Source organism: Cystobacter fuscus DSM 2262 (assembly GCF_000335475.2).
GTDB lineage: Bacteria > Myxococcota > Myxococcia > Myxococcales > Myxococcaceae > Cystobacter > Cystobacter fuscus.
Window position 1 is genome coordinate 242,409 of the sequence record NZ_ANAH02000009.1, and the last position, 21,619, is coordinate 264,027.

Here is a 21,619-nt window from a genome sequence, read left to right on the forward strand (position 1 = left end):
GGACGTCGGACATCTCCCGCCGTCCTGGCTCGGGGTCCGTTGGCGGACCGGGGTTTTGTTTCCAGCTTCGCCCTCCTGACAGGATGGTCTGATGCGGGGTCTCGTGAGATGGTGCCAAGCCCTGATGCTGCTCTCGCTTGTCGGGTGCGTTCATAGCACGGGCGTCGAACCCAGGCGGTTCTTCATGGGCAGGGCGATGCAGAATGATGCCGAGCGCTGGGAGCTGTTCGAGGCCCCCCTGCGCGTGCTGTCGTACTTGGCGGCTCCCGGTGGGGTGCGTGTCATCCTGGAGCATCGGAAGCTGTCCTCTGGGCCTGCTCAGCTGAGCCCGGCGTAGGGTCCATCACCTGGAGCATGAGGCGCATGGCGCCTTGTTGCTCTTCACCGACTGGGCCGCCGCAGCGGCCACGGAGCGGCGTGTGGTGCGCTTGCCATCTCCCGCCGAGTACCGGCCAGGGCACTTCTACGCGCGCGAGTTTCCGGTCCTGCTCGCCCTGCTCGCTCAGGTCGAGCACCCACCGTGGGCGCCGCGCACGAGAAGGGCATGGGCGCACACCCATGACCGACCCGGATACCGTCGTGTCGGAGCTGGCCGACAAGCTCGGGCTGGAGCGCACCACCATCTGGCACTTGTGCCGTCGCTACGAAGCGTAGGGTGTCGATGTGGTGCTGGAGGCACCCCGCTCCGGCCGTCCGCGGGAGCTTTCCCCCCCCCTGCAGCGAGTGGAGGTGGAACAGTTGGCGTGTTGTGAGTCGGCGGGCGTGGGCTTGCAGATGACGCACTGGTCCATCCGGAGCCTGGCCCTGGTGGCACGCTTCGCACTCACTACCCGCATGTCCGGGTGATTTTCACTCCAGCCCATGCCTCCTGGCTCAACCAGGCGGAGTTGCTGCTAAGCGCCTTCGCCGAGCGCTACCTGCAACGAGGGGACTGGGCCAGCCGTGACGCGCTCGTCGAGCACCTCGACGCCAGCTGGCCCGGGTACAACCGCTTCTGCGCCCACCCCTTCTCCTGGTCCTGGACCCGCGCCAGGATGCATTCGTGGGTGGACCGGCACCTGTCCTGACTATGTTGAAAAACTTGTCGGACACTCCACTAGGTCGGCGAATTTTCTCCACGAAATTACTTTTGTAGTCGGGTTGCATCTACCCGGAGGCGGTGCGGCCCTGGCGGCTCATCGCTGGCAGTAGCTCGGCATGGTGCTCGGCAGTCCGCCCGCGTAGGGAGACGGGACGGTGCCGAAGGGGTGGGCCTGGAGGAACTGCCAGACCGCCGCGCGTGCGTCCGTGGGGATGGAGTGCCCCCTGCCGTGGTTGCAAATCATGGCGAACTGGGACTTGGACTTCAGGTCGTTGTAGTAGTTCTGGCTCACCGTCTGGAAGTTGATGACGACCTGGTCGGACGAGCCTCCATGGAAGATCATGGCGGCGAACTTGTTCGTCGGATCCTGCGTCGGGATGGTGGAGGTCCTTCCACCCGAGTAGGTCGCCACGCTCGCGATGTAGCCAGAACGGCGGTAGCTCATGTGCGTGGTGTTCAGGCCACCCGCGCTCATGCCCATGCTGTGGATGCGGCTCACATTGATGCCGACCTTCTGGATGGCACAGGCCAGGATCTCGTCCGCCACGCGGAAGTCATCGTCGCGTGACGTGGACGAGACATAGAACCAGGGGAAGGTGCCCGCGGCGGGATCATGTGCTGGCGCCGCGACGATTCCACCCTGGGCCTTGATGGCTTCGATCTGCGTCGTGCCAATGCCCGTGGTGGCCTCCGTCGGCTGGCTGCCCGTGCCGTGCCAGTAGAAGACGAGCGGGCCATCCAATGTCTTGGCCGCGTCCGACATCCAGATGCGAACCGAGCGGGCCGCGACGCCCGCCGGCTGGAAGGTCAGCGTTCCATCCTTGAACTCGGGACAGGTGCCGGTGGGCTTGGGAAGGAAGGTGGGAGAAGGTTGGGCCAGACTGGCGCTCGTGCCCGCGAGCGCGTCGGAGGCGCTGTCCTCCGCGCCGCTCCACGAGCCTCCTTCTTCACCACCACATGCGGACACGGTCACGATGAGCGCGGCAGCGAGAACTTTCTTCATGGCAGACAACCTCCGGTGAGGCAGCGGTCAATGGGTAGACATCATTTGAGCATCCTCCGATCTGAATAGGAAGCAAAACGGTATAAACGTAAAAATCGAGTAATCCCAGCGAGGCGCCCGGCGTGCGCTGGGCTCATTGGCTCCAGTCCGCCTATGACACGCGGGTGGGCGGCACGGGGGGCGGCAGGTTCATCACGCTCTGTCGTGCCATCTCCATTCGTGTGATCTCCTCGCCGTGGCGCATGCGCAACCGGATGGTCACGGACGAGAAGTCGAGCGTGTCCCCCAGCCGCTTGCTGGGTTGGATCACGGTGATGGGGCAGTGGCGGTAGGCGCTGCCGTCCGGCTTCTTCAGTTCCAGACCCGCCGCGTGGGCCTGACGCACCAGGTTATTGATGCGGATGAACTCATTGACGTCATTGAGCAGGATTTCATTGATGGTGATGTCGGTGAGGCTGCGCTTGGCCACGTCGATGATGTTGGCCGGGGGGTTCACCTGCTCTGTCTTTCCCGAGCTACAGGCGATGACCACGATTTCCCTCGGGTTGAAGTCCAGGGCGTCGCCGAGCGGGGTGACGTTGCGCAGTCCTCCGTCCACGAAGGACTGGGGACCAATCGCCTCCCAGATGACGGGCATCGTCGCGCTGTGCCACACCGCGTCGAGGAAGTCGGGGGTCTCATGGTTGATCAGCTCGTACTCCCCCGACACGAGCGAGACGCGGCCCACATGGGTGGGGACGTGGAAGGGCCGCCCCGCCGCGTGCTTCTGGATGAGCGCTCGCAGCGGCGAGTCATCGTAGAACCCGAGTTTGTGCTGGACGGCGAGCCGGAAGGCCACGACGGGCCAGGAGAACTTCCGGTAGATGTCCTCCTCCCGGATGTTCATCCAGAGGTCCATCAACCGGGCGTATTCCCGCTGGGCGAGGAGCGTGGCGTTGAGGGCTCCAACGGAGACTCCGATGATGCGCTCCCAGCGGAAGCCGAGTTCCTCGCGAAGGACGCGCTCGGCGCCGATCTGGAATGCACCCTTGGCTCCTCCGCCAGACAGCACGAGTGTGGCAACACGTTCAGACATGGCGACTGCCCCCCCCATCATGGACTCCGGAGGAGGGGTGCATAACGGTATCTCGCGAGGCCTGATATCACCCTGGCGCACGAGGACGGAGTCCGTGTCGGGACACCCTCAGCCCAGCAGCTCGAACGCCTGACTCGCCCCCATCGCCAGGGAGACGGCACGCTCGCCGAGCTCCTCGGGAAGCTCGGGGTCCGTGAGGTTGATGCGGATCAGCCGGGCATCGGGGTGGTGGTGGACGAGGTGCTCCATCCTCCAGCGCACCACCGAGGGCGTGTTGAAGCCCGCCCCCACCTCGATGACGAGCAGCCGTCGTGCCGCGCCGTCGCGCATCCATTGCCGGAAGCGCCGCGCCTGCTCGACATAGGGCTCCTCCAGGAAGGACGCGTCCAGGCGCACGTTCATGAAGACGTCCCCTCCACAGCGGGGGCAGCGGGGGAGGGCGTCCGGCTCGGTCACCTGCTGGGTGACTGGATCCATCGCCGCGAGGCACCGCTCGATGAAGGGCCGCGTGGGCCAGGTCTCGCGAGTGCAGGCCTTCCGACACTGCATGCGCGCGTAGTCCCCTTGCGGCGTGAAGAGCCGCGCCTCGTCGAAGCCATTGCGAGGGAACAGCATGTCGACATTGGACGTGAGGACGAACGTGTCCTTGTCCTTCACGAGGTGCCGGAGTGTCTGGTAGGCGGGGCGCTCGTCCTCCCCGAAGCGCACGTGCTTCACGTGCGTCGACCAGAAGCCCCAGTGCTGCGCGGGGGTGAGGCCTTCGTGGCCAATGAACTGGTATTGGGCGCGAAAACCCAGGCGCACGAAGGCGGGGAACAGCCGGGCGAACGTCGCCGTGTCTCCGTAGTCGATGCCCGCCGCGGCCGACATGCCCGCCCCCGCGCCGATGAGAACCCGCTCGCTCTCCGCGAGCCATCGCCGTGCCAGCTCCACCGCTTTCTCGTGCTTCATGTCCCGTGTTCCTTCATGCGTGTGCATCGAGGGCTCCCCTCCGGAGGGCCGCGGAATACGCCTCGCGATCCTCGTCACCGAAGACGTTGAACAGCACCAACTCGAGCGCGCCGGGGTGCTCGCGCAGCCACGTTCCCACCGTGCGCAGCGCCACCCGGGCGGCGGGCTCCTTGGGAAAGCCGAAGATCCCCGTGGAGATGGCGCACAGCGCGACCGAGCGCACGCCCTGGAGCCGCGTGGCCACGTCCAGACAGGCGCGATAGCAGGCGGCGAGCGCCTCCTCGTGCTCCGGGCGCAAGGCGCCACGCACGATGGGCCCCACCGTGTGCAGCACGTAGCGGGCGGGCAGGTCGTAGGCCCGGGTCGCCTTCGCGTGGCCCGTGGGCTCGGGCGTGCCCTGGGCTCTCATGATGCGGGCACAGTCCTCACGCAGCCTGGGGCCGGCCGCCGCGTGGATGGCGTTGTCGATGCACGGGTGGAAGGGACGGAAGCACCCGAGCAGCTGGGCGTTCGCGGCGTTGACGATGGCATCCGCCGCGAGGGTGGTGATGTCCCCCTGCCACACGGCGCAGTGGGCGGCCGCCGTGCCCGGGACGTCGCCGAGACGGGGCAGGCGCATGGGGTCCACCTCGGGGCGCATCCGCCGCTCCGCCTGGAGCAGCCGGTCCAGGGCCAGGTGGAAGTCCTCCGGCAGTTCCCGGGGGCCGCGAACCGTGAGGAGCGCGCGCAGCCAGTCCCGCTCATCCGCCCCCAGCCGGGTGCTCGGGCCCAACTCCTCTCGCAGCCGTTGCTCGGTGCCATCCGCCTGGAGGTGCGCGAGCAGACGCCGTGACAAGGCCGGGCGTTCCTCTTCCGAGGCCGGGGCGGGGGGCGTGAACGGGGTGTCGAGGGAGACGAGCCCTCGGTAGGCGTCGAGGGCCAGCGCTGGAGTGGGAGAGGACACGGTCATCACCAGAATAAAATGAAACAGAGGTGGTTACAAATAAGGGCAAAAAAAACGAGGTTCGTGTCCCTCCCTAGCGGGAGAGCGCACCGAGCTCCTTGACGAGGTCCGCGACGGTCGTGCGCTCGAGGTCCTTTTCCAGCGCGAGCTGCGCCTCCTCGAAGTGTCCGGCAAGCGCGGACTGGATGGTGCTCCCCACGGGACAGAGGGGATTGGGGGGGGTGCTGTGCAGGGGGAAGAGGGTGCCTCCTTCCACCGCGCGGTAGATGTCCCTCAGGGTGATTCCCTTGGGAGGCCGCGCGAGCTGCCAGCCACCTCCAGCGCCGACCTGGGCGGTGACCAGCCGGGCGTCACGCAGGAGCGCGAGCAACCGCCGGATGACGACCGGGTTGGTGTTCACGCTCCCCGCGATGTACTCCGACGTCAGCTGCTCCCCCCCACCATGGGCGAGCAGGGTCAGGATGTGGATGGCGACGGTGAATCGGCTGCTGGTGTTCATCGGTGGACTTGAACTGTAACTAACATAGTTTCCGTTTACCGTCGTGTCAACACGGCCTGTGCCGCTCCTCCCGCCATGGCTGGAGCATTAATCGGTTGGGCGCCCTATTGAAGGGGGAGAGCCGCAGGCGGTCAGTTGGGACAGGCCCCAGACGCGGGCGAGAGATACCCTGCGACGCCTTCGTAGCTGTAGCCGTAGCTACCAACAGCCCTGACCGCCTCCTGCCAGGACTGTGTGTAGAAGTGGTCGCTATGGCCCCAAAGCCGGTAGAACGGACAGGTTCCCGGCTGTTGTTGTGGATAGACATAACACGCAACCCCTTCGTCCACGTACTTGTGCTGGGCGATGGCGAGGTCCCTCTCCTGCCAGGATGCCGTGTAGAAGTGGTCGTTCGTGCTTCCGCCTTTGTAGAGGCGATAGAGCGGAACTGTCCCCGCTTCTTGAGTGGAGTGGCATCTTCCAGCGACGCCTTCGTAGTCATAGGCGCCATTGACCGCACGGATCATTTCGTCGAAGTTGGTGGTGTAGAAATGATCCGACCCATCGCCGTTGTACACGCGATATAGGTTCATCGGTTCGGCCATGACGACGGATGCCGACAACGTCACAGCCAAAATCATTATCTTCTTCATGAGAAATCCCCCCCACTTGAAAATACGTCGTGTCACATGTGGATGTGACGTCAAATGACGTATTGGCTTAACGCCATGGGCACCTTGGACCCGTGGGATGCCAATGGGAAAGTACCTGTCCAGAGTAGTTGTGGTTTGGCGGACGGTCGCCGAATCATCCGTGCATGCTTTGACACCGTCCACGTCCTGCTGACGGTGAGCCGCACGACCGGGGCGGCGCCCCTGCTCGGCGGGCAGGGGCGCCGCCGGGTGGAAACAGGCGTGTCTTCAACGGCCAGCGCGAGGGTGGCGGCTTCCGGTAGGGTGTTGGTCGTTCATCCCTCGAGGAGGTCGTGTTGAAGCGTGGGTGGCTGGTGGCGGTGCTGGGGTTGGTGGCGGGTGGAGGGTGCAAGAAGTCCTCGGTCCCCACCGCGCCCGCGGACATGGTGCGCACCTCGCCGGACGGCATGCTCTCCCCGGACGGCGGGGGCGTCGTGAACGGGGGCGAGGTGGAGGTGGCCGGTCTGGTCAAGGCGGTCCACGAGGACGGCGGACGCCTCGTGGTCTCCTTCGCGTCGAAGCAGCCCACCCGGTCCGTCCTCTGCCAGGTGGAGGCGGGGCAGGCGGCCGCCGCCGGAAATCTGGCCGCGGGGCAGCTCGTGGCCATGCACGGCCTCGCGCGGGGCCAGTCGGGCGACAATCCCATGCTCGAGCCGTGCCGGGTCGTCTGGGCCGGGCCTCCTCCCGGGACGAGGCCCGCGGACGGCCGGGACGTCTCGCGCGCGGCCCGCTCCCTGGAGATGTGCAGGGTGCCCCTGCTCGTCGACGGGTTGCGACGTGGAGGCCGGACGTTGCCGGATGGCAAGCCCATGACCGAAGCGGCTTTTCGCCAACAGGAGCCCGCCCGGGCCGAGCGGCTCGACGCCGCCGAGAAGAAGGCCCGCGCGGAGCTGGCTTCCGTGGGACAGACCGCCCTGGCCTGCGATCATCCGCTCCTGCACGTCCTCCAGCGGTGCGAGACAGCCTCCGGGCCGGACACACCGGGGGTGGAGTGCGACGCCCCCTATGTGCGGGAGATTCTCGCCCTGCTGACTCCCTGAGGGGAGGGGCTCACGCTCCCTCGAAGTGGACCTGGGCGATGCCCATCACGTGCTCGACGGCCAGCAGGTGCCAGGCCACGTTCTGGATGAGGCCCGCCGACTCGGGCTCCACCATGGCCTCGCGCAACTGCGCGGGCGTCAGGCCGAAGGCGACGGCCGAGTCCTCGAGCACCTCGAAGGCCTTCCCGGGAGGCAGCTGCAGTTGGTCGCGCGCGGCCACGGCCTTGAGGGCCAGGGAAACGCGCAAGCGCCGCTCCACCTCCGAGCGCGTGGTGGGATCGTTCATCCACACGTCGAGCGCTTCCTGCTTCTCCGCGGGCGAGAAGTCCTTCTGCTCGAGCACCTGTCCCTCGGCCGCCTGCCAGCGGCGGCGGATCTCCTCGTCCACCAGGGACGTGGGGAGTTCCACCTCGGTGCGCGAGGCGAGCAGGTCCAACACGAGGTTCTGCGCCTCCAGCCACAGCACGTCGGACTGCTCGTCGAGCAGCTCGTTGGCGAGCGCGTCCATCACCTCCTCGTGCGTGGACCCCCGGCCCAATCGCCGCAGGAACTCGTCCGAGTCGGTGTCGGGCACCCGCACCTCGCGCGCGGCCCGGATGTCCACGAGGAAGCTCGCCGTGATGCCACGCAGCGACTCCACCGGGTAGTCGTCGGGCAGCACGATGTCGAACTTCACGCTGTCGCCCACGGCCGCGCCCTCGAGCGCCTCCGCGAAGCCGGGGAGCGTTTCCTGGGGGGCCAGCTCCATCCAGAAGCTGGTGCGGATGCTGAAGGGCAGCAGTTGGCCGTTGGCGTAGGCGAGCGTGTCGAGCTGGACGTCATCGCCCATCGCCACCTCCTCGCCCGGCCGCCGGTCGCGGCTCTCGGCGAGCGAGCGCGCCAGCTCGTGGAAGCGGCGCAGCAGGTCCTCCTCGGAGAGCGGCGGTGGCGCGGGGACCGTGACCTCGAGGCCCTCCGTGGAGGGCGCCTTCACCTCGGGCAGCACCACCCGGGCCCCCCCCAGGTCGGGGACCTGGGGGAAATGCCGCGTGAGATGGAGCACCGGCGAGGGGGGCGACGCGGGGACCCCCGCACCGCCGTGCGTCTTCTTCTGTGCCACCGGAACTCCTCCTGGCAGGTAGGTGCCACGGCCATGGTCCCAGACTGGGTTGAAGCGCGTGCGTTTCACGAGGCCTACCAGAAAAGCATTCCGGTGACAGCGCGCGCTAGCCGAAGAGTCCGCCGACGAAGCTGGAGACCGTGGACACCGCGGCGCCCACCTGGCTGACCACGGGGATGTTGGTGGCGGCGGCCACCGAGCCGACGGCGGTGATGACGCTCGTCACCTTCTTGGTGGTGCTGGCCTTCGGATCCTTCACGGTGGAGTAGGCGCTCGCCACGTCGAGGGCGGCGATGGCGACGTTGGCGCCCGGGACGAAGCGGCCCGCGGCCTTCGCCACGGGACCGGCGGCGGCGCGAACCCCGGCCTGGACCGCGGCCTTGCCGGCGGCCTCGGCGCCTTCGCGCGCCAGCGTCCGGCCCGCCGCGCGGGTCGCCGCGCCCATGGTGTTGGCGATGGAGGTGCCGTTCTGGGCCACCTTCTTCACGGCCTCCTGCACGCCACGGCGCGCCACGCCCTCGGTGGCACCCTGGAAGGCGTGCCTGGCCGCGGTGGTGGCCGCCGCGCGCACCGCCTTGCCCGTGGCGTTGGGGGCCGCGGTGCGGAAGGCCTGGGAGGCCGCGCGGTAGGCGCCGCCGAACTTCTGCACGTCACGGGTGAGCTCCAGCCCGCCCTTGACGGTGTTGATGGCCGTCTTGGCCGCGGTGGCCACCGAGCCGATCGCCTTGTCACGCTGCTCGGCCGAGCCGGAGCGCAGGGCATCGCGCACGTCCTTGATGGCCGTGCCGACCTGGCCGGGCAGCTTCACGGCGTTGGTCACCGTGCCCACCGCGCCGCTCAGCTTCTTGGCCACGCCCAGCTTGTTGAGCGTGTCCTTGGGGTTGGTGGCCTTCTCCGCCGCCTTGCTCCAGTTGTTCCTCACGGTCGCCTTGAAGCCATCCCGCTTCACGGCGCGCGCGTTGTCGAACACGTCCTTGGGCGTGCTGCGCAGCTTCTGGTACCCGTCGAAGGCCGACTTCGCGGTCTCCGCGGCCTTGGCCGGGTTCTTCACGAGTGCGGTCGTCTTCTGCGCCACGGTGTGGGTGGCGCGCGACACCCCCCGCTTGACTCCATCGATCAGGCTCACGGCGACTCCCCTTCAAATTCCTTGGAAAGACAGTGCTGGATTATCGGAAGCCGAGAGGAAAGGTTTCCTGAGGGGGGGTGCTCTTTCTTCCACACCGGATGACGCGGCGAGTCATTCCTGGTTGGAAGGGAGCGTGGCGGCCGGGCAGGGAAACACTCTGGGGTTCATCCGCGAGCTGCCTCCGACGTTGGTGAATGCCTTCCGCGCCACGCTCGAGGAACTCTCCGAGGCCGATCTGCTCCTGCACGTCGATCAGCTCGCGCACGGGAGCAGGGCTCAGGCAGCTCCTACTCCGGGTGGAGGAGCTGCTCTGGCGCGAGGGCAAGTCGCTCACGGCCAGTGGAGTCTCCATGCAGGATGAGCCTCATCCCCATTGGGAGGCCCCCTGCTTGCTGGCCCACATCGCGGCTGTGTAGGGTCCCGTCTCCCAGTGAACAAAAGGGGGTTGGGATGAAGCTCGTATCGAGCAGTGCCATTGTGACGGGAGCGGGGCAGGGAATCGGGTTGGCGATCGCCGCGCATCTCATGCGGGACGGAGCCAATGTCCTGCTCTTCGGCCGTACCCGGGAGAAGGTGGAGGCCGCCGCCGAGGGGCTCAATCGGACGATGGAGGGACGTGCGCGGGCCGTGCCCTTCGCGGGAGACGTGGTCCGGGCCGCGGACGTGTCCCGGGCGCTCGAGACGGCCACGCGGGAGTTCGGCCTGCCGGGCATCCTGGTGAACAACGCCGGGACGGGCGCCCTCTCTCCCATCATCGACATGCCGGAAGAGGAGTTCGATCGGATCCTCGCCATCAACCTCAAGGGGCCCTTCCTCTTCACCAAGGCCCTGGGGCGGGCGCTCGTGGACGCGAAGCAGCCCGGCTCCATCGTCAACATCTCGTCGTTGAACCAGACGAACGTGACGGATGGGCTCGCCCACTACTGCGCCTCCAAGGCGGGGCTCGCGAACTTCACGAAGGTCACGGCCTCGGAGTTGGGCCGCTACGGCATCCGGGCCAACATCGTCGCGCCGGGGCTCATCCGCACGCCCCTGTCCGAGGGGGCCGGTCTGCAGACGGAGGCCATGACCCGGGCGTTCCTCGAGCGGACGCCGCTCGGCAAGCCGCTCGGCGAGCCGGAGGACGTGGCGAAGGTGGTGTCGTTCCTGTGCAGTGATCTCGCGTCGTGGGTCACCGGTGAGACCATCGCCGTCGACGGCGGCAATCACGTCCGCGGCGTCCACAGCTACCTGGACACGCTGGGCATCACCAGCCCCAAGGTGGGTTGAGGCGCGCTCTTCCTTCCGCCCATCGGGCGGAGGGCGGAGTTCTTCGACACCTGGGTGGACCTGGAGTCTCGCATGTTGCTGATTCGGACGATGTGGACAGGGGTACTGGTGGCCTCGCTGGCCACGGCCGCGGCCCGGGCGGAGGGCTCGTCCCCGGCGCCCCCGCCCGAATCCACCCAGGCGCCCGCCGAGGAGTTGACGCCCATGCCCCCTCCGCCGCGCACGGGCTGGGGGGTCCAGGGCCTGCCGCTCATCAACTACAACAGCGACGAGGGTCTGGGGTATGGCGCGCGGCTGCTGGTGGTGGACTCGGGCGACGGTTCGATCCAGCCCTATCGCTACGCCTTCATGGCGCAGTTCTTCCAGACGACGGTGGGGGTGGCCATCCACCGCCTCTCCCTGGATGCCCCCCGCTTCCTGGACTCGCCCTGGCGGGTGGTCCTGGACGTGGCGCTGATCAACGATCGCTTCTCGCCGTACTACGGCCCGCCCGGGGACACGCGCTACGTGCCCTCCCTCAACACCTGCGATGACCGCGACGCGCTGAAGTCCGACCCCAATGTCTGTCCGGGCAACCCGGACTTCCGAGGCGCGCGCTACTACGCCTTCGATCAACGCACCTTCCCGAGCGTCATGCTCAACGTGCGCCGCTCGCTCAACGGGCCCTGGCAGGTGGCGGCCGGCTACCGCTTCCGGCTCACCGAGCTGCGCACCCGCTACGCCGTGGATGACCTGGGCCAGGCCCGGGACTCGCTCCTGGAAGAGGACGTGCGGGCCGGACGCATCTCCGGACTGACGGTCGACCACCTGGATGGGGTGAGCATCTTCCGCACGGCCGAGGTGACGGCGAGCCTGCTGCTGGACCTGCGCGACAACGAGCCCGCGCCCGTGCGGGGCATGTTCCACGAGCTCGCGGTGCGCGGGGCCGCGGGCGTGACGGGGAGCGCCTTCAACTACTTCGGTGTCACGGCCAACCTGCGCTTCTTCCATCCGCTGGGCACGGACCGGTTGGTGGCCGCCTTGCGGCTCTTCGCGGACGTGATGGGCGGCGATGTCCCCTTTCCGCAGCTCACGTCCTTCGGCGGCGTGGAGTGGCGCGAGACCATGAGCGGCATTGGCGGCGTGAGCACCGCGCGCGGCATGCTCAAGAACCGGCTGCGCGGACAGGTGAAGGCGCTGGCCAACGGGGAGCTGCGCTGGAAGTTCCTCTCGGTGGCCCCGGGGAATCAGCACCTGGACTTCACCCTGCTGGCCTTCATGGACATGGGCCAGGCGTGGGCGGACCTGGGCTCGCTGGACGCTCGGGCCCCGCGCTACACGGGCGGCGGCGGCCTGCGCATCGCGTGGGAGGACAACTTCATCGTCCGGCTCGACTACGGCGTGAGCCCCCAGGAGGGCACCACCGGCTTCTACCTGGACTTCAACCACGTTTTCTGAAGGGGAGGGCGGTGATGAGGACCCTGGCGAGGATCGGCCTTGGTGCCGGTGGCGCACTGGTGTTGTTGGCCGCGGTGATGGGCGTCCGCACGGCGAGGCTCGAGGCCCCCGTGGGGGCGGCCCTGGACGGGGGCTCGTTGGCCGGGCCCGTCGCGGTGGATGTGAACGCGGCCGCCCAGCGCCTGTCCCAGGCCATCCGCTTCCGCACCGTCAGCCACCAGGACAAGGCCGAGGATCAGCCCGCCGAGTGGGATCGGTTCCATGCCTGGCTCCAGAGCGCCTACCCCGCCGCGCACGCCGCCATGACGCGCGAGGTGATCTTCGGCCATACGCTCATCTACACCTGGAAGGGCTCGGAGCCCTCGCTGGCCCCCATCGTCCTCATGGCCCACCAGGACGTGGTGCCAGTGACCCCCGGCACCGAGAAGGACTGGCGCCATCCGCCCTTCGACGGCGTGGTCGCCGACGGCGCGGTCTGGGGCCGCGGGGCCATCGACGACAAGGGCTCGTTGATCTCCCTGTTCGAGGGCGCCGAGTTGCTCGCCGCCCAGGGCTTCACGCCTCGCCGTACGGTGCTCCTCGTCTCCACCCACGACGAGGAGGCACGCGGCGAGGGGGCCCCCGCGGTGGCGGACTGGATGAAGGCGCGTGGGCTCCAGGCCGAGTTCGTGCTCGACGAGGGCATGGCGGTGATCTCGGACAATCCGGTCACCGGTGACGCGGTCGCCCTGATTGGCGTCGCCGAGAAGGGTTATGGGACGTTGAAGGTCGTGGCCCGGGCACCCGGAGGCCACTCGTCCTCTCCGCCCAGGGACGCCGGTGGCGCCGTGCTGTTGTCCAGGGCCGTCGTCGCGATCGCCGAGCATCCCTTCCCCCTGGAGTTCAAGGGGCCCGGGGCGGCCCTGCTGGAGACGCTCGCGCCCACGGGGCCCTGGGCGCTGCGCATGGCCGTGGCCAACCGCTGGCTGTTCGAGCCGCTCATCCTCCAGCAGGTCGCGGCCACCCCCACGGGCGCGGGCCTGCTCCACACCACCATCGCGCCCACCATGTTGAGGGGCAGCCCCAAGGAGAACGTGCTGCCGCAGGACGCCACGGCGTGGATCAACTACCGCATCGCGCCCGGTGACACCTCGGAGACGGTCCTGGCCCACACCCGCGCCGCCGTGGGGGAGCTGCCCGTCGAGCTCTCCTGGACGAAGACCCCGGATGAGCCCACCCCCATCTCCTCCACGCGCTCGCGGGGGTGGAACGTGCTGGCCGCGCTCGCCGGGGAGATGACCCGGGCGCCCGTGTCTCCCGGGCTGGTCACCGCGGCGACCGACAGCCGTCACCTGCGGCCGGTGGCCACGGACGTCTACCGCTTCCAACCCATGACCTTCTCGCTCGCCAGCCTCCAGATGATTCATGGGACGAACGAGCACCTGACGCTCGAGAACCTGGAGTTCGCCGTGGGCTTCTACGCGCGGTTGATCGCGACCGCGGCCCGCTGAGTACTTCGCCCGTCTACTTCCGGGGCCATCCCAGCAGCACGGCTCCAATCACCACCAGTCCCGCACCGGCGAGCTGCCGCCGTCCCATCCGTTCGTTCTGGAGCGCGCCGAGCGCCAGCGCGAACACGATGGACGTATTGCGCAGGGTGATCACGGCCCCCGTGCCACTGCCCGTGAGCGCGACGAGCATCAGCGAGAACGACAGCGTGCACAGCACTCCCGCTGCCACGAGCAGCAAGGGCCGGGTCCTGATCTTCTGGAGCAGCGCGCCCCAGCTCGTCTCCTCCCGGCGGCGCATGAGGACGAGCAGGGGGAGGGCCACTCCGAGCGACAGGGTGAACAGGGCCGGAGGCTGCGCGCCCTCTCCCAGGGCGCGTTTGTAGCTGAGGTTGTACCCGGCGATGCATGCGGCACTCGCGAGGGACCAGAGCACACCATCCTTCTCCCTGCCTCGAGGCAGCACGAGGTTCATCCCCGCCATGCCCACGGCCACCAGGGTCGCGCCAGCCACGGAGCCCGGCGTGAGCTGCTCGTTCAACCACAGCACGGACACGGGCCACACGAGCAACACCGCCCCGCCTCGGGACACCGTGTACGCGAGTCCCAACGGGGCACGGCTCAGGGACTTGGCGAGCGTCACCAGGTAGCCGCTCTCCAGCACGCCAGCCATGAGGCCCCACATCAAGGCTCCGGAGGTGGGAAAGGCCGCGCCCTGGAGACCGAGCGCCCAGAGCCCTCCGCACATCACGGTGATGGTGATGACGCCCACCACGGCGGACTCCGGGTCCTCGTGCCGCTTGAGGAGCGCGCTCCACGACGCATGGAAGAAGGCAGACGACAGGACCAACATCATGGCGACGGGGCTCAACGGTGCTCCAGGGGACGCGCATGGTGCGCGAAGACGGTGTCGAAGGAGTCGAGACGGGGGCCTCGGCTCGCGTTTTCTACACCAAGAAGACGCGTGGCGCAGCCTCGTGCGCTCCCACGTCCCGCGCGTCGGCATCTCCGGCGCGGGAGACTGGCAGCTGGCCGTCAGCGGAGACTGACGGCCTCGCCAGGGCTACTTCATGCGCACGGAGACGGAGTTGGTGGCGGAGGACCAGGTGAGGTAGCCCTTCTGGAACTCGCTCTCGCGGCCAGCAGTGACGGCGTACTCGTCGGACACCGGGTAGCCCAGGGTGCTCTTCTCCCAGCCGAGCGACGCCCACTTGTCGCGGATGAGGCCGCGCACCTCGTGGGCGCCGGTGGCCGGGGTCCAGTAGATGCTGCCCGTCTGGAAGTGGTTGTAGCGGCCCACCGTGTCCGGTGTCGCCATCTCGTCCGTGGTCGGGTAGCCCAGGCCCTTCTCCCAGCCGAGTGCCGCCCACTTCTCACGGATGAGGTGGTGCACCTCGTGGGCGCCGGTCTCCGGGGTCCAGTAGATGCTGCCCTGCTCGAAGTGGTTGTAGCGGCCCACCGTGTCCGGCGTCGTCATCTCGTTGGTGATGGGGTAGCCCAGGACGCTCCGCTCCCAACCCATCTGCTCCCACTTGGCGCGGATGAGGCCGTGCACCGCCCAGGCTCCCGTCGCCTGGGTCCAGTAGATGCTGCCGTTCTGGAAGTGGTTGTAGCGGCCGCGCCCGTCCGGCGTCGTCAACTCGCTCGTCATGCACCCCCCGAGGACTCCTCCTGCTCCGCCCAGCGAGTTGTAGCGCTCCAGGATGGCTCCGCCCACCGAGCACGTTCCGCAGTGGGCATTGGCCCGGTTGAGGTAGTCCGTCCAGGGCCAGTTGGCGCCGGGATCGGTGCGGTTGTACGGCTGCAACTGGCCGTGCCCCACCACGTGGTAGCGATCCCGGGGAATGCCGTGGTCACGCGTCATGTCGCACAGCAGCCGGGCCGAGGCGTCGATCTGCGCCGCTGGCCACGTCGTCTGCGCCGCATACCCGCCGTGCTCGATGCCGATGGTGAAGTCGTTGGAGCTCTTCCCGTTCAGCCCACACTCCATGCCGCTGTTGTTGCTGCACTGGTAGGTGGCGCCGATGTGCCAGGCCCGGCTTCCATCCCGCACGAGCTGGCTGATCTCTCCTCCGTCCTCCCGCACCACGTAGTGCGCGCTCACCTGCGAGGTGCTGTTGATCAGCCAGCTCCAGCACCCCGAGTAGCTGCTCTCACAGGTGTGGATGACGACCATGCGCGGAGCCATGGGCCGGGCGTTGAAGTTGGGCGAGGGCCTCCACACGGCCGCCGCGTAGTCCGGAGCGGCGAGCGCCTGCTCGTTGCGCCCCAGTTCCTGCTCGGCCAGGCCCTGTCCACTCGCGGCCCACTCCGCCGAGAGCGTGCCCAGCCCCAGGCGGGCCACCCGGAAGACCTCGCCGTGGACGAAGCCGCGACGGCCCTCCTCGCTCTCGATGCCGGAGACCGCGCCCACCGCCGGCGCCCAGTTCTCCGCCCGCGTCCGGTCGAGCTGGAGCGCCCCCGCGCGGTGCGACAGCAGGGCCGCCGCCGCCCGGACGTGGGCGCGCGCGTCGGTCCTGGCCTGCTCCTTCGTGACGCCCGCCAGCTTTGCTCCCTCCTCGAGCAGTGCCTCCGACAGCGCCATCATGCCGTGGACGGCCGGGCGCCCCTCGAACTCCTCGGCTCCCTCCACCATCTGGTAGCGCGTCTGCACGAACGCGAGGGACTTGAGCAGCGCTGGCGGCACGTCGAACTCCTGTCCCGCCTCCCGGAAGAGCCCATCGAAGGAGGCATCCTCTCGTGCGGACGCCTCCGCCCCCTTCACGTCCACCGCCATGGCGGGGGCCACGGACTCCTGCTGCGGCTCGTTCGTGCCGCACGCCTGCGTCAAGGCCAGCGAGGCGGCGAGCACGACGATTCCCGGCTTGTTCTTCATCGATTCCTCCCAACGTCTTCACACGTGTGTGGTGGGCAGCCCCTCGCCCCATGCACGTCAGGCGGGGGCTGGCCCCAACAGGAAGAGGTGACGAGCCGGGCCTCGTCCCAGGAATCGACAGGAGGAGCCCCCGAGAAGGGGGGAAGTGCTCACTCCAAGTTCACGCGCATGTCGTGTTCGCGCGGCCAGAAGTTGCCCTATCGGGGGCCTCTCGGGCCGCCTGGGCTCAGACGCGGACCGAACGCACGAACGGCAGCTCCCGGACGCGGGTGCCGGTGAGCGCGAAGATGGCGTTGGCGAGCGCGGGGGCCACGGGGGGCACTCCCGGCTCTCCGACTCCGCACGGCGGGCCCTCGCTGGGAATCACGTGGACATGGATGCGCTGGGGTGCCTCCGCGATGCGCACCAGGCGGTAGTCGCGGAAGGTGCTCTGCTCGGTGGCGCCGTCCTTCATGGTGATGGCGCCATAGAGCCCCAGGCTCATCCCGAAGATGACCGCGCCCTCGAACTGCGCGCGCACGCGATCCATGTTGACGACCGTTCCCGCGTCCGCGACGAGCCACGCCTCGTCCACGCGGATGCGCTCGTTCGCGTCCTTCACCACGGACATCACCACCGCCACGTAGGACAGGAAGCTGCGGTGCGCCGCGAGCCCCAGCGCACGCCCCTCCTTCTTGCGCGAGTCCCAGCGCGACAGCTCCGTCACGTGCTCGATGACGCGGCGCAGGCGCCCGGTGTCGATGGGGTGCTCATCCAGGGACTGGCTGTGGTTGCGCAGCCGTCCCACGCCCAGCTCCTTGGGCGTCACGATGCGCGGCGGGCCGATGAGCTCGAACCGCATGTCGCGGGGATCCGTGCCACGCGCGTGGGCGAGCTCGTCGATGAAGCTCTGCACGGAGAACGCATGGTAGACGTTGGCCACCGAGCGCATCCAGCCGATGCGCGTATACGCGCGGGCCTCGCAGTTTTCCTGGCGCACGTGGGGGATGGCGAGCGGCAAGTCCAGGAGGCCATGGTTGAGCTCGCTGTCGCCCGCGAACGTGGCGCCCGAGAAGACGGAGTCGATGGGCGGAAACGCGCTGCGGTGGCGCCAGGCCTGGACCTTTCCCGAGTCATCGAGCGCGGCCGACAGCCGCTGCGCGCTGGTCGCGTGATAGTAGTCGTGGCGCAGGTCATCCTCGCGCGTCCACTGCACGCGCACGGGGGCGCCCACGGCGCGTGCCACCAGGGCGGCCTCCGGTACGAAGTCCGGCATCGACTTGCGGCCGAAGCCACCACCGAGCAGCGTCACGTGGATGGTGATCTGGCTCTCGTCGATGCCGAGTGCCCGTGCGACCTCGGTGCGGTCGGCCTGGGGGTTCTGGGTCGCCGCCCAGATCTCGCACCGGTTTCCCTCCACCCGCGCGACCGTCACGGGCGGCTCCATGGGCGCATGGGCCAGGTGCGGCGTGTAGTAGTCGGCCTCGACCTTGTGTTTGGCACTCGCGAGCGTCGCGTCGGCATTGCCCACGTTGCGCACGATCTTGCCCGAGGCGCCGATGGCCTTCGTCAGTTCCTGCCGGTACTCCTCCGAGTCGTAGCCCGCGTTGTCGCCGTGCTCCCATGTCACCTCGAGCGCCGCGCGCCCGCGCATCGCCGCCCAGGTGTTGTCCGCCACGACGGCGATGCCTCCGAGCGGCTGGAAGCCGAAGGGCAGCTTGGGCGCGGGCAGCTCCACCACGTGCTTGACGCCCGGCACGGCGAGCGTGCGCGTCGCGTCGTAACGGACGGCCCGGCCACCGGCGACGGGAGGCCGGACCACCATCGCGGTGAGCATGCCGGGCAGCACCACGTCCGCGCCGAAGATGGCCTTGCCGGTGACGAGCTCCGGCGCGTCGATCAGTGGCAGCTCCTTGCCCAGATGGCGCAGCTCGGAGCGGGGCCGCAGCGTGACGTCCTTCTTCTCGGGAACCGGGAGCCTGGCGGCGTCGTTGGCCAGCTCGCCGAAGCCGATGGAGCGCTCGCTGGCCGGGTGGAACACGGCATGGTCTCGGGCCACGCAGGCGTTCGCGGGCACTCCCCAACGCCGGGCCGCCACGGTGATGAGCATGGTGCGCGCCGTGGCGCCCACGTAGCGCAGGTCCGTGAAGATCTTGCGCACGCTGCACGAGCCGTCGGTGTTCTGGTCTCCGTAGGCCTCGTCCCCATCGGCCTGGGTGACCTTCACCTGGGCCATGTCGGCGCCCATCTCGTCCGCGATGAGCACGGGCAGGGAGCTGCGCACTCCCTGGCCCATCTCCGAGCGGTGGCACACCACCGTCACCACCCCATCGGGTGCCACGTGCACGTAGACGTGGGGACGGAATCCCTGCTCGGGCACGGGTGGGTAGGCGTTGGGCATGGTGGCCGCCCGCGCGTTCGTGGGCAGCAACTCGAGCGCCAGCCCGGCGGCGACCAGTCCGACCCCCTTGAAGAAGGAGCGGCGCGACAGGCGGATGGGGTTGTCGTCCAGGACGTGCTCACTCATGGGGAAGTCCCGCCGCCTTCTTGATGGCGCAGCGAATGCGCGTGTACGTGCCACACCGGCACAGGTTGCCGCTCATCGACCTGTCAATCTCGCCGTCGCTGGGCTGGGGCTTCTTCGCCAGCAGCGCCGCCGCGGTCATGATCTGCCCGGACTGGCAGAAGCCGCACTGGGGCACGGCGAGCTCCACCCAGGCCTTCTGCAGGGGGTGGGAGCCATCGGCGGACAGCCCCTCGATGGTGGTGACGTGGCGTCCCGCGGCGCGGCTGACCGGGGTGACGCACGCGCGCACGGCCTCGCCGTCCAGGTGCACGACGCACGCGCCGCACAGCGCCTGGCCACAGCCGTACTTGGTGCCCGTCAGTCCGAGCACGTCCCGCAGGGCCCAGAGCAGCGGCATCTCCGGGTCGACTTCGAGTTCGCGCTCGGTTCCGTTCAACTTCAGGTGGATGCTCATGGCCGTGCCTCCTCGTCCGGACACTCGGCGCCGTCCTTCGCCCACGCGGCGATCAGGGCCCCGAATTGTTCTTGCGTGCCGGGGGCGGGAACCCGCTCCCTCCCCGGTTTCCATCCCCACCCGACGAGCTCGTCGTGAGCGGAGTGCTCGATGAGCTGCTCGAGGCTCTTGTTGCCGTTGCGCTGGCGATCCTTGAGCTGTTCGCACAGGGAGCGGGGCGTGGCGCCCACCCAGGCCATGGAGCGCGGAGCGAGGTGCCAGTTGGGAGCGCCCGGAACCCGCGCGTGGGCGAGGTTCTTGTCCTGATGGCAGGAGGTGCACTCGAGGCCGGGCACGCCCTGGTCCTTGGCGCCACGGAAGACGGGGGGCTGATGAGCGAGCCCGCGCTCGCCCTGGGCGGGGGTGTCTCCGGCGGGGTGGCAGTTGGTGCAGCGCGGATGGAGCATCACGCGGCTGGCTTCCAGGAAGAGGGCGCGTGAGCGCTCCGGACGGGAGGTGATGCGCGCGAACATGTCGGGGGTGCGCAACTGCTGGGCCGTCACGGGGGGCAGCTGCGTGGCGGGACTCACGCCGCCACGGTTTGAACTACACGCCAGCGCGAGCGCGGCGCACAGGGCTCCCGCTCCCAGCGAAGCGGTGAGGATGCCCGGGTGATGCATCATGGAGACCTCCAGGCGGGGTGGGGATGGCCCGCACTAGTCGGTTTATTTTGTGTCCTTAGCTATTCCTATTTAAGCCAGTTTTTATTAATAAACCGTGTAGCGCTACTTCATGAGCAAAAACGAATCAGTCGCTCGGTGACGTGGTCTTGGTTATCGGCGGCGAATACATGACCGCTGTTCAGGATTAATCCAGCCAGGATGTCCGTGGCGATCAGGCGCACGCCGTGGAGCATCTGCTCTCGCGGGAGGCTCTGGTCTTCGTTGCGCACGAGGGCTGGCCTCAGCGGTGTCTCGTCATACTGGAAGCCACCGCGCATACCACCCGGTGCTGCATAGTGATTGAGAAATTCCGTCCAGTCTGTCTGGTTCCGAGGGAGGGAGAGGAACCAAACGAGCGCTTCGACACCTGAACCGGCTCACTCCAAGGAGGAGAGGGCGGAAGGGGAACGCCCTTCCTGTCCGCGCTCGGCGATGGCCTGGGGCACGCCACCTTGTCCGCCGATCTCCCGGTGGAGCTGGATGACGGTGTCGCGCACCTGCCGCAGCAGGGCGTCGCGGTCCGCCTTCCCGAGCCCCTTCGTGTCGATGGGCTGGCCCACCTTCACGCGGATGTCGTGTCTGCGCAGCCAGATGGCGCCCCGGGGAAGCACTTGCAGGGCGCCCTCGATGGCCACGGGGACGATGGGCACCTGGGCCTCGATGGCGAGCACGAAGGGGCCCTTCTTGAAGGGGAGGATGAGCCCGTCACGCGAGCGGGTGCCCTCGGGGAAGGCCAGGATGGACTTGCCCGCGCGGATGCGCTCGCCGGCGAGCGCCAGGCTCCGCACCGCCTCGCGGTGGTGGGAGCGGTTGATGAAGATCATCCCCGTCATCGCCATGTACCAGCCGAGGAAGGGCACGTACTTGAGGACGTGCTTGGCGATGAAGCGGAGGTTCACCGGCAGCGCCGCGAACGCGCAGGGGATGTCCATCGCCGACTGGTGATTCATGACGAAGATGTGGGGCTTGCTCCAGTCGATGTCCGGCAGCGGCTCCACGAGCATCCGCGAGCCGGTGATGCGCCAGTGCAGGGGGGCCCAGAAGCGCCGCGCCATCATCAGCGGCACGTTGCCGTCGAGGGTCAGGATGGCCCCCAGGCCAGCGACGATGATCCAGAAAGCACCCCACGCCACCAGGATGAGGGCCTGGAGCACGTTGAGCAGAGGGTAGAGGAGCTTCATGGGCGGACATCTCCCGGCATGGCGGTGCCTTTCCGGGAATGGCCCTCTATCACGCTCCTGGGGCGGCGGGAGGGGGAGGCCCCCGTGCCGGGGAGCCTCTCGGGACGAGTGGGCTCGGAAGCGGCCCGAACGCATGATTCAGACAGCGCCTGGTTGATAATGGCCGTTTGGTAGACATTGTTCAAACTCCTTTCAATTGACGCGCGCGAGAATCAGCAATC

At 68.4% G+C, this 21,619-nt stretch carries 21 protein-coding genes; 6 read left to right on the plus strand and 15 right to left on the minus strand.

Going from position 1 to position 21,619, the window contains the following annotated elements:
* Positions 1–184 precede the first annotated feature (184 nt).
* Both D187_RS55210 and D187_RS17335 read left to right on the plus strand, forming a co-directional pair.
* Positions 185–337 carry a hypothetical protein gene (locus tag D187_RS55210; RefSeq protein WP_155893402.1) on the plus strand — a complete coding sequence of 51 codons (153 nt, stop codon included), beginning with the start codon at positions 185–187 and terminating at the stop codon, positions 335–337.
* A 505-nt stretch (positions 338–842) separates the two neighbouring features.
* A complete protein-coding gene (locus tag D187_RS17335) occupies positions 843–1,067 on the plus strand; it encodes a hypothetical protein (protein WP_002628678.1) in 225 nt (74 codons plus the stop codon).
* A gap of 108 nt (positions 1,068–1,175) precedes the next feature.
* Here the strand turns inward: D187_RS17335 and D187_RS17340 are convergent, their stop codons facing one another.
* The 6 genes from D187_RS17340 to D187_RS17365 form a co-directional block, all read right to left on the minus strand.
* Positions 1,176–2,084 carry an alpha/beta hydrolase family protein gene (locus D187_RS17340; protein ID WP_002628679.1) on the minus strand — a complete coding sequence of 303 codons (909 nt, stop codon included), beginning with the start codon at positions 2,082–2,084 and terminating at the stop codon, positions 1,176–1,178.
* 151 nt (positions 2,085–2,235) lie between these two features.
* The gene (locus D187_RS17345) at positions 2,236–3,159 is read right to left on the minus strand and encodes a patatin-like phospholipase family protein (protein WP_043430247.1); all 924 of its coding nucleotides are present in this window, start codon (positions 3,157–3,159) and stop codon (positions 2,236–2,238) included.
* Between the two features lie 108 nt (positions 3,160–3,267).
* A complete protein-coding gene (locus D187_RS17350; RefSeq protein ID WP_002628681.1) occupies positions 3,268–4,110 on the minus strand; it encodes an SIR2 family NAD-dependent protein deacylase in 843 nt (280 codons plus the stop codon).
* A 13-nt stretch (positions 4,111–4,123) separates the two neighbouring features.
* Complete coding sequence (locus D187_RS17355) at positions 4,124–5,053, minus strand: protein-ADP-ribose hydrolase (RefSeq protein ID WP_002628682.1); 930 nt, start codon at positions 5,051–5,053, stop codon at positions 4,124–4,126.
* Positions 5,054–5,126: 73 nt separating this feature from the next.
* Positions 5,127–5,552, minus strand: coding sequence for an Rrf2 family transcriptional regulator (locus tag D187_RS17360; RefSeq protein WP_002628683.1), 426 nt, complete (start codon positions 5,550–5,552; stop codon positions 5,127–5,129).
* Positions 5,553–5,683: 131 nt separating this feature from the next.
* A complete protein-coding gene (locus tag D187_RS17365) occupies positions 5,684–6,184 on the minus strand; it encodes a hypothetical protein (protein WP_043430251.1) in 501 nt (166 codons plus the stop codon).
* A 335-nt stretch (positions 6,185–6,519) separates the two neighbouring features.
* Between D187_RS17365 and D187_RS17370 the strand changes: the two genes are divergently transcribed.
* Entirely contained in the window at positions 6,520–7,263 is a 744-nt protein-coding gene (locus tag D187_RS17370) for a hypothetical protein (RefSeq protein WP_002628684.1), read from the plus strand.
* A 10-nt stretch (positions 7,264–7,273) separates the two neighbouring features.
* Here the strand turns inward: D187_RS17370 and D187_RS17375 are convergent, their stop codons facing one another.
* Both D187_RS17375 and D187_RS17380 read right to left on the minus strand, forming a co-directional pair.
* Positions 7,274–8,362: a trigger factor gene (locus tag D187_RS17375; RefSeq protein ID WP_002628685.1), complete on the minus strand. Its 1,089-nt coding sequence runs from the start codon at positions 8,360–8,362 to the stop codon at positions 7,274–7,276.
* A gap of 106 nt (positions 8,363–8,468) precedes the next feature.
* The gene (locus D187_RS17380) at positions 8,469–9,488 is read right to left on the minus strand and encodes a hypothetical protein (RefSeq protein WP_002628686.1); all 1,020 of its coding nucleotides are present in this window, start codon (positions 9,486–9,488) and stop codon (positions 8,469–8,471) included.
* Positions 9,489–9,938: 450 nt separating this feature from the next.
* On the opposite strand from D187_RS17380, the gene D187_RS17385 reads away from it, so the two are divergent.
* From D187_RS17385 to D187_RS17395, 3 genes are all read left to right on the plus strand, one after another.
* Positions 9,939–10,757, plus strand: coding sequence for an SDR family NAD(P)-dependent oxidoreductase (locus tag D187_RS17385; RefSeq protein WP_043430253.1), 819 nt, complete (start codon positions 9,939–9,941; stop codon positions 10,755–10,757).
* A gap of 72 nt (positions 10,758–10,829) precedes the next feature.
* Positions 10,830–12,194: an Omp85 family outer membrane protein gene (gene omp85 / locus D187_RS17390; protein ID WP_020918100.1), complete on the plus strand. Its 1,365-nt coding sequence runs from the start codon at positions 10,830–10,832 to the stop codon at positions 12,192–12,194.
* 14 nt (positions 12,195–12,208) lie between these two features.
* Complete coding sequence (locus tag D187_RS17395; RefSeq protein ID WP_002628691.1) at positions 12,209–13,684, plus strand: M20 family peptidase; 1,476 nt, start codon at positions 12,209–12,211, stop codon at positions 13,682–13,684.
* A gap of 13 nt (positions 13,685–13,697) precedes the next feature.
* Here D187_RS17395 and D187_RS17400 read toward each other — a convergent pair whose 3' ends face one another.
* The 7 genes from D187_RS17400 to D187_RS17430 form a co-directional block, all read right to left on the minus strand.
* Complete coding sequence (locus tag D187_RS17400) at positions 13,698–14,537, minus strand: EamA family transporter (RefSeq protein ID WP_002628692.1); 840 nt, start codon at positions 14,535–14,537, stop codon at positions 13,698–13,700.
* 207 nt (positions 14,538–14,744) lie between these two features.
* Positions 14,745–16,556, minus strand: coding sequence for an N-acetylmuramoyl-L-alanine amidase (locus D187_RS57085; RefSeq protein ID WP_002628693.1), 1,812 nt, complete (start codon positions 16,554–16,556; stop codon positions 14,745–14,747).
* Positions 16,557–16,782: 226 nt separating this feature from the next.
* The gene (locus D187_RS17410; RefSeq protein ID WP_002628694.1) at positions 16,783–19,062 is read right to left on the minus strand and encodes a xanthine dehydrogenase family protein molybdopterin-binding subunit; all 2,280 of its coding nucleotides are present in this window, start codon (positions 19,060–19,062) and stop codon (positions 16,783–16,785) included.
* Entirely contained in the window at positions 19,055–19,516 is a 462-nt protein-coding gene (locus D187_RS17415) for a (2Fe-2S)-binding protein (RefSeq protein ID WP_020918101.1), read from the minus strand. Before D187_RS17415 ends, D187_RS17410 begins: the two co-directional genes overlap by 8 nt.
* Complete coding sequence (locus D187_RS17420; protein ID WP_002632595.1) at positions 19,513–20,178, minus strand: hypothetical protein; 666 nt, start codon at positions 20,176–20,178, stop codon at positions 19,513–19,515. Before D187_RS17420 ends, D187_RS17415 begins: the two co-directional genes overlap by 4 nt.
* Positions 20,179–20,285: 107 nt before the next feature.
* On the minus strand, positions 20,286–20,447 hold the full coding sequence (locus D187_RS17425; protein WP_155893403.1) for a hypothetical protein: 162 nt from the start codon (positions 20,445–20,447) through the stop codon (positions 20,286–20,288).
* Positions 20,448–20,594: 147 nt separating this feature from the next.
* A complete protein-coding gene (locus D187_RS17430) occupies positions 20,595–21,398 on the minus strand; it encodes a lysophospholipid acyltransferase family protein (protein ID WP_002632597.1) in 804 nt (267 codons plus the stop codon).
* Between the last annotated feature and the right edge of the window lie 221 nt (positions 21,399–21,619).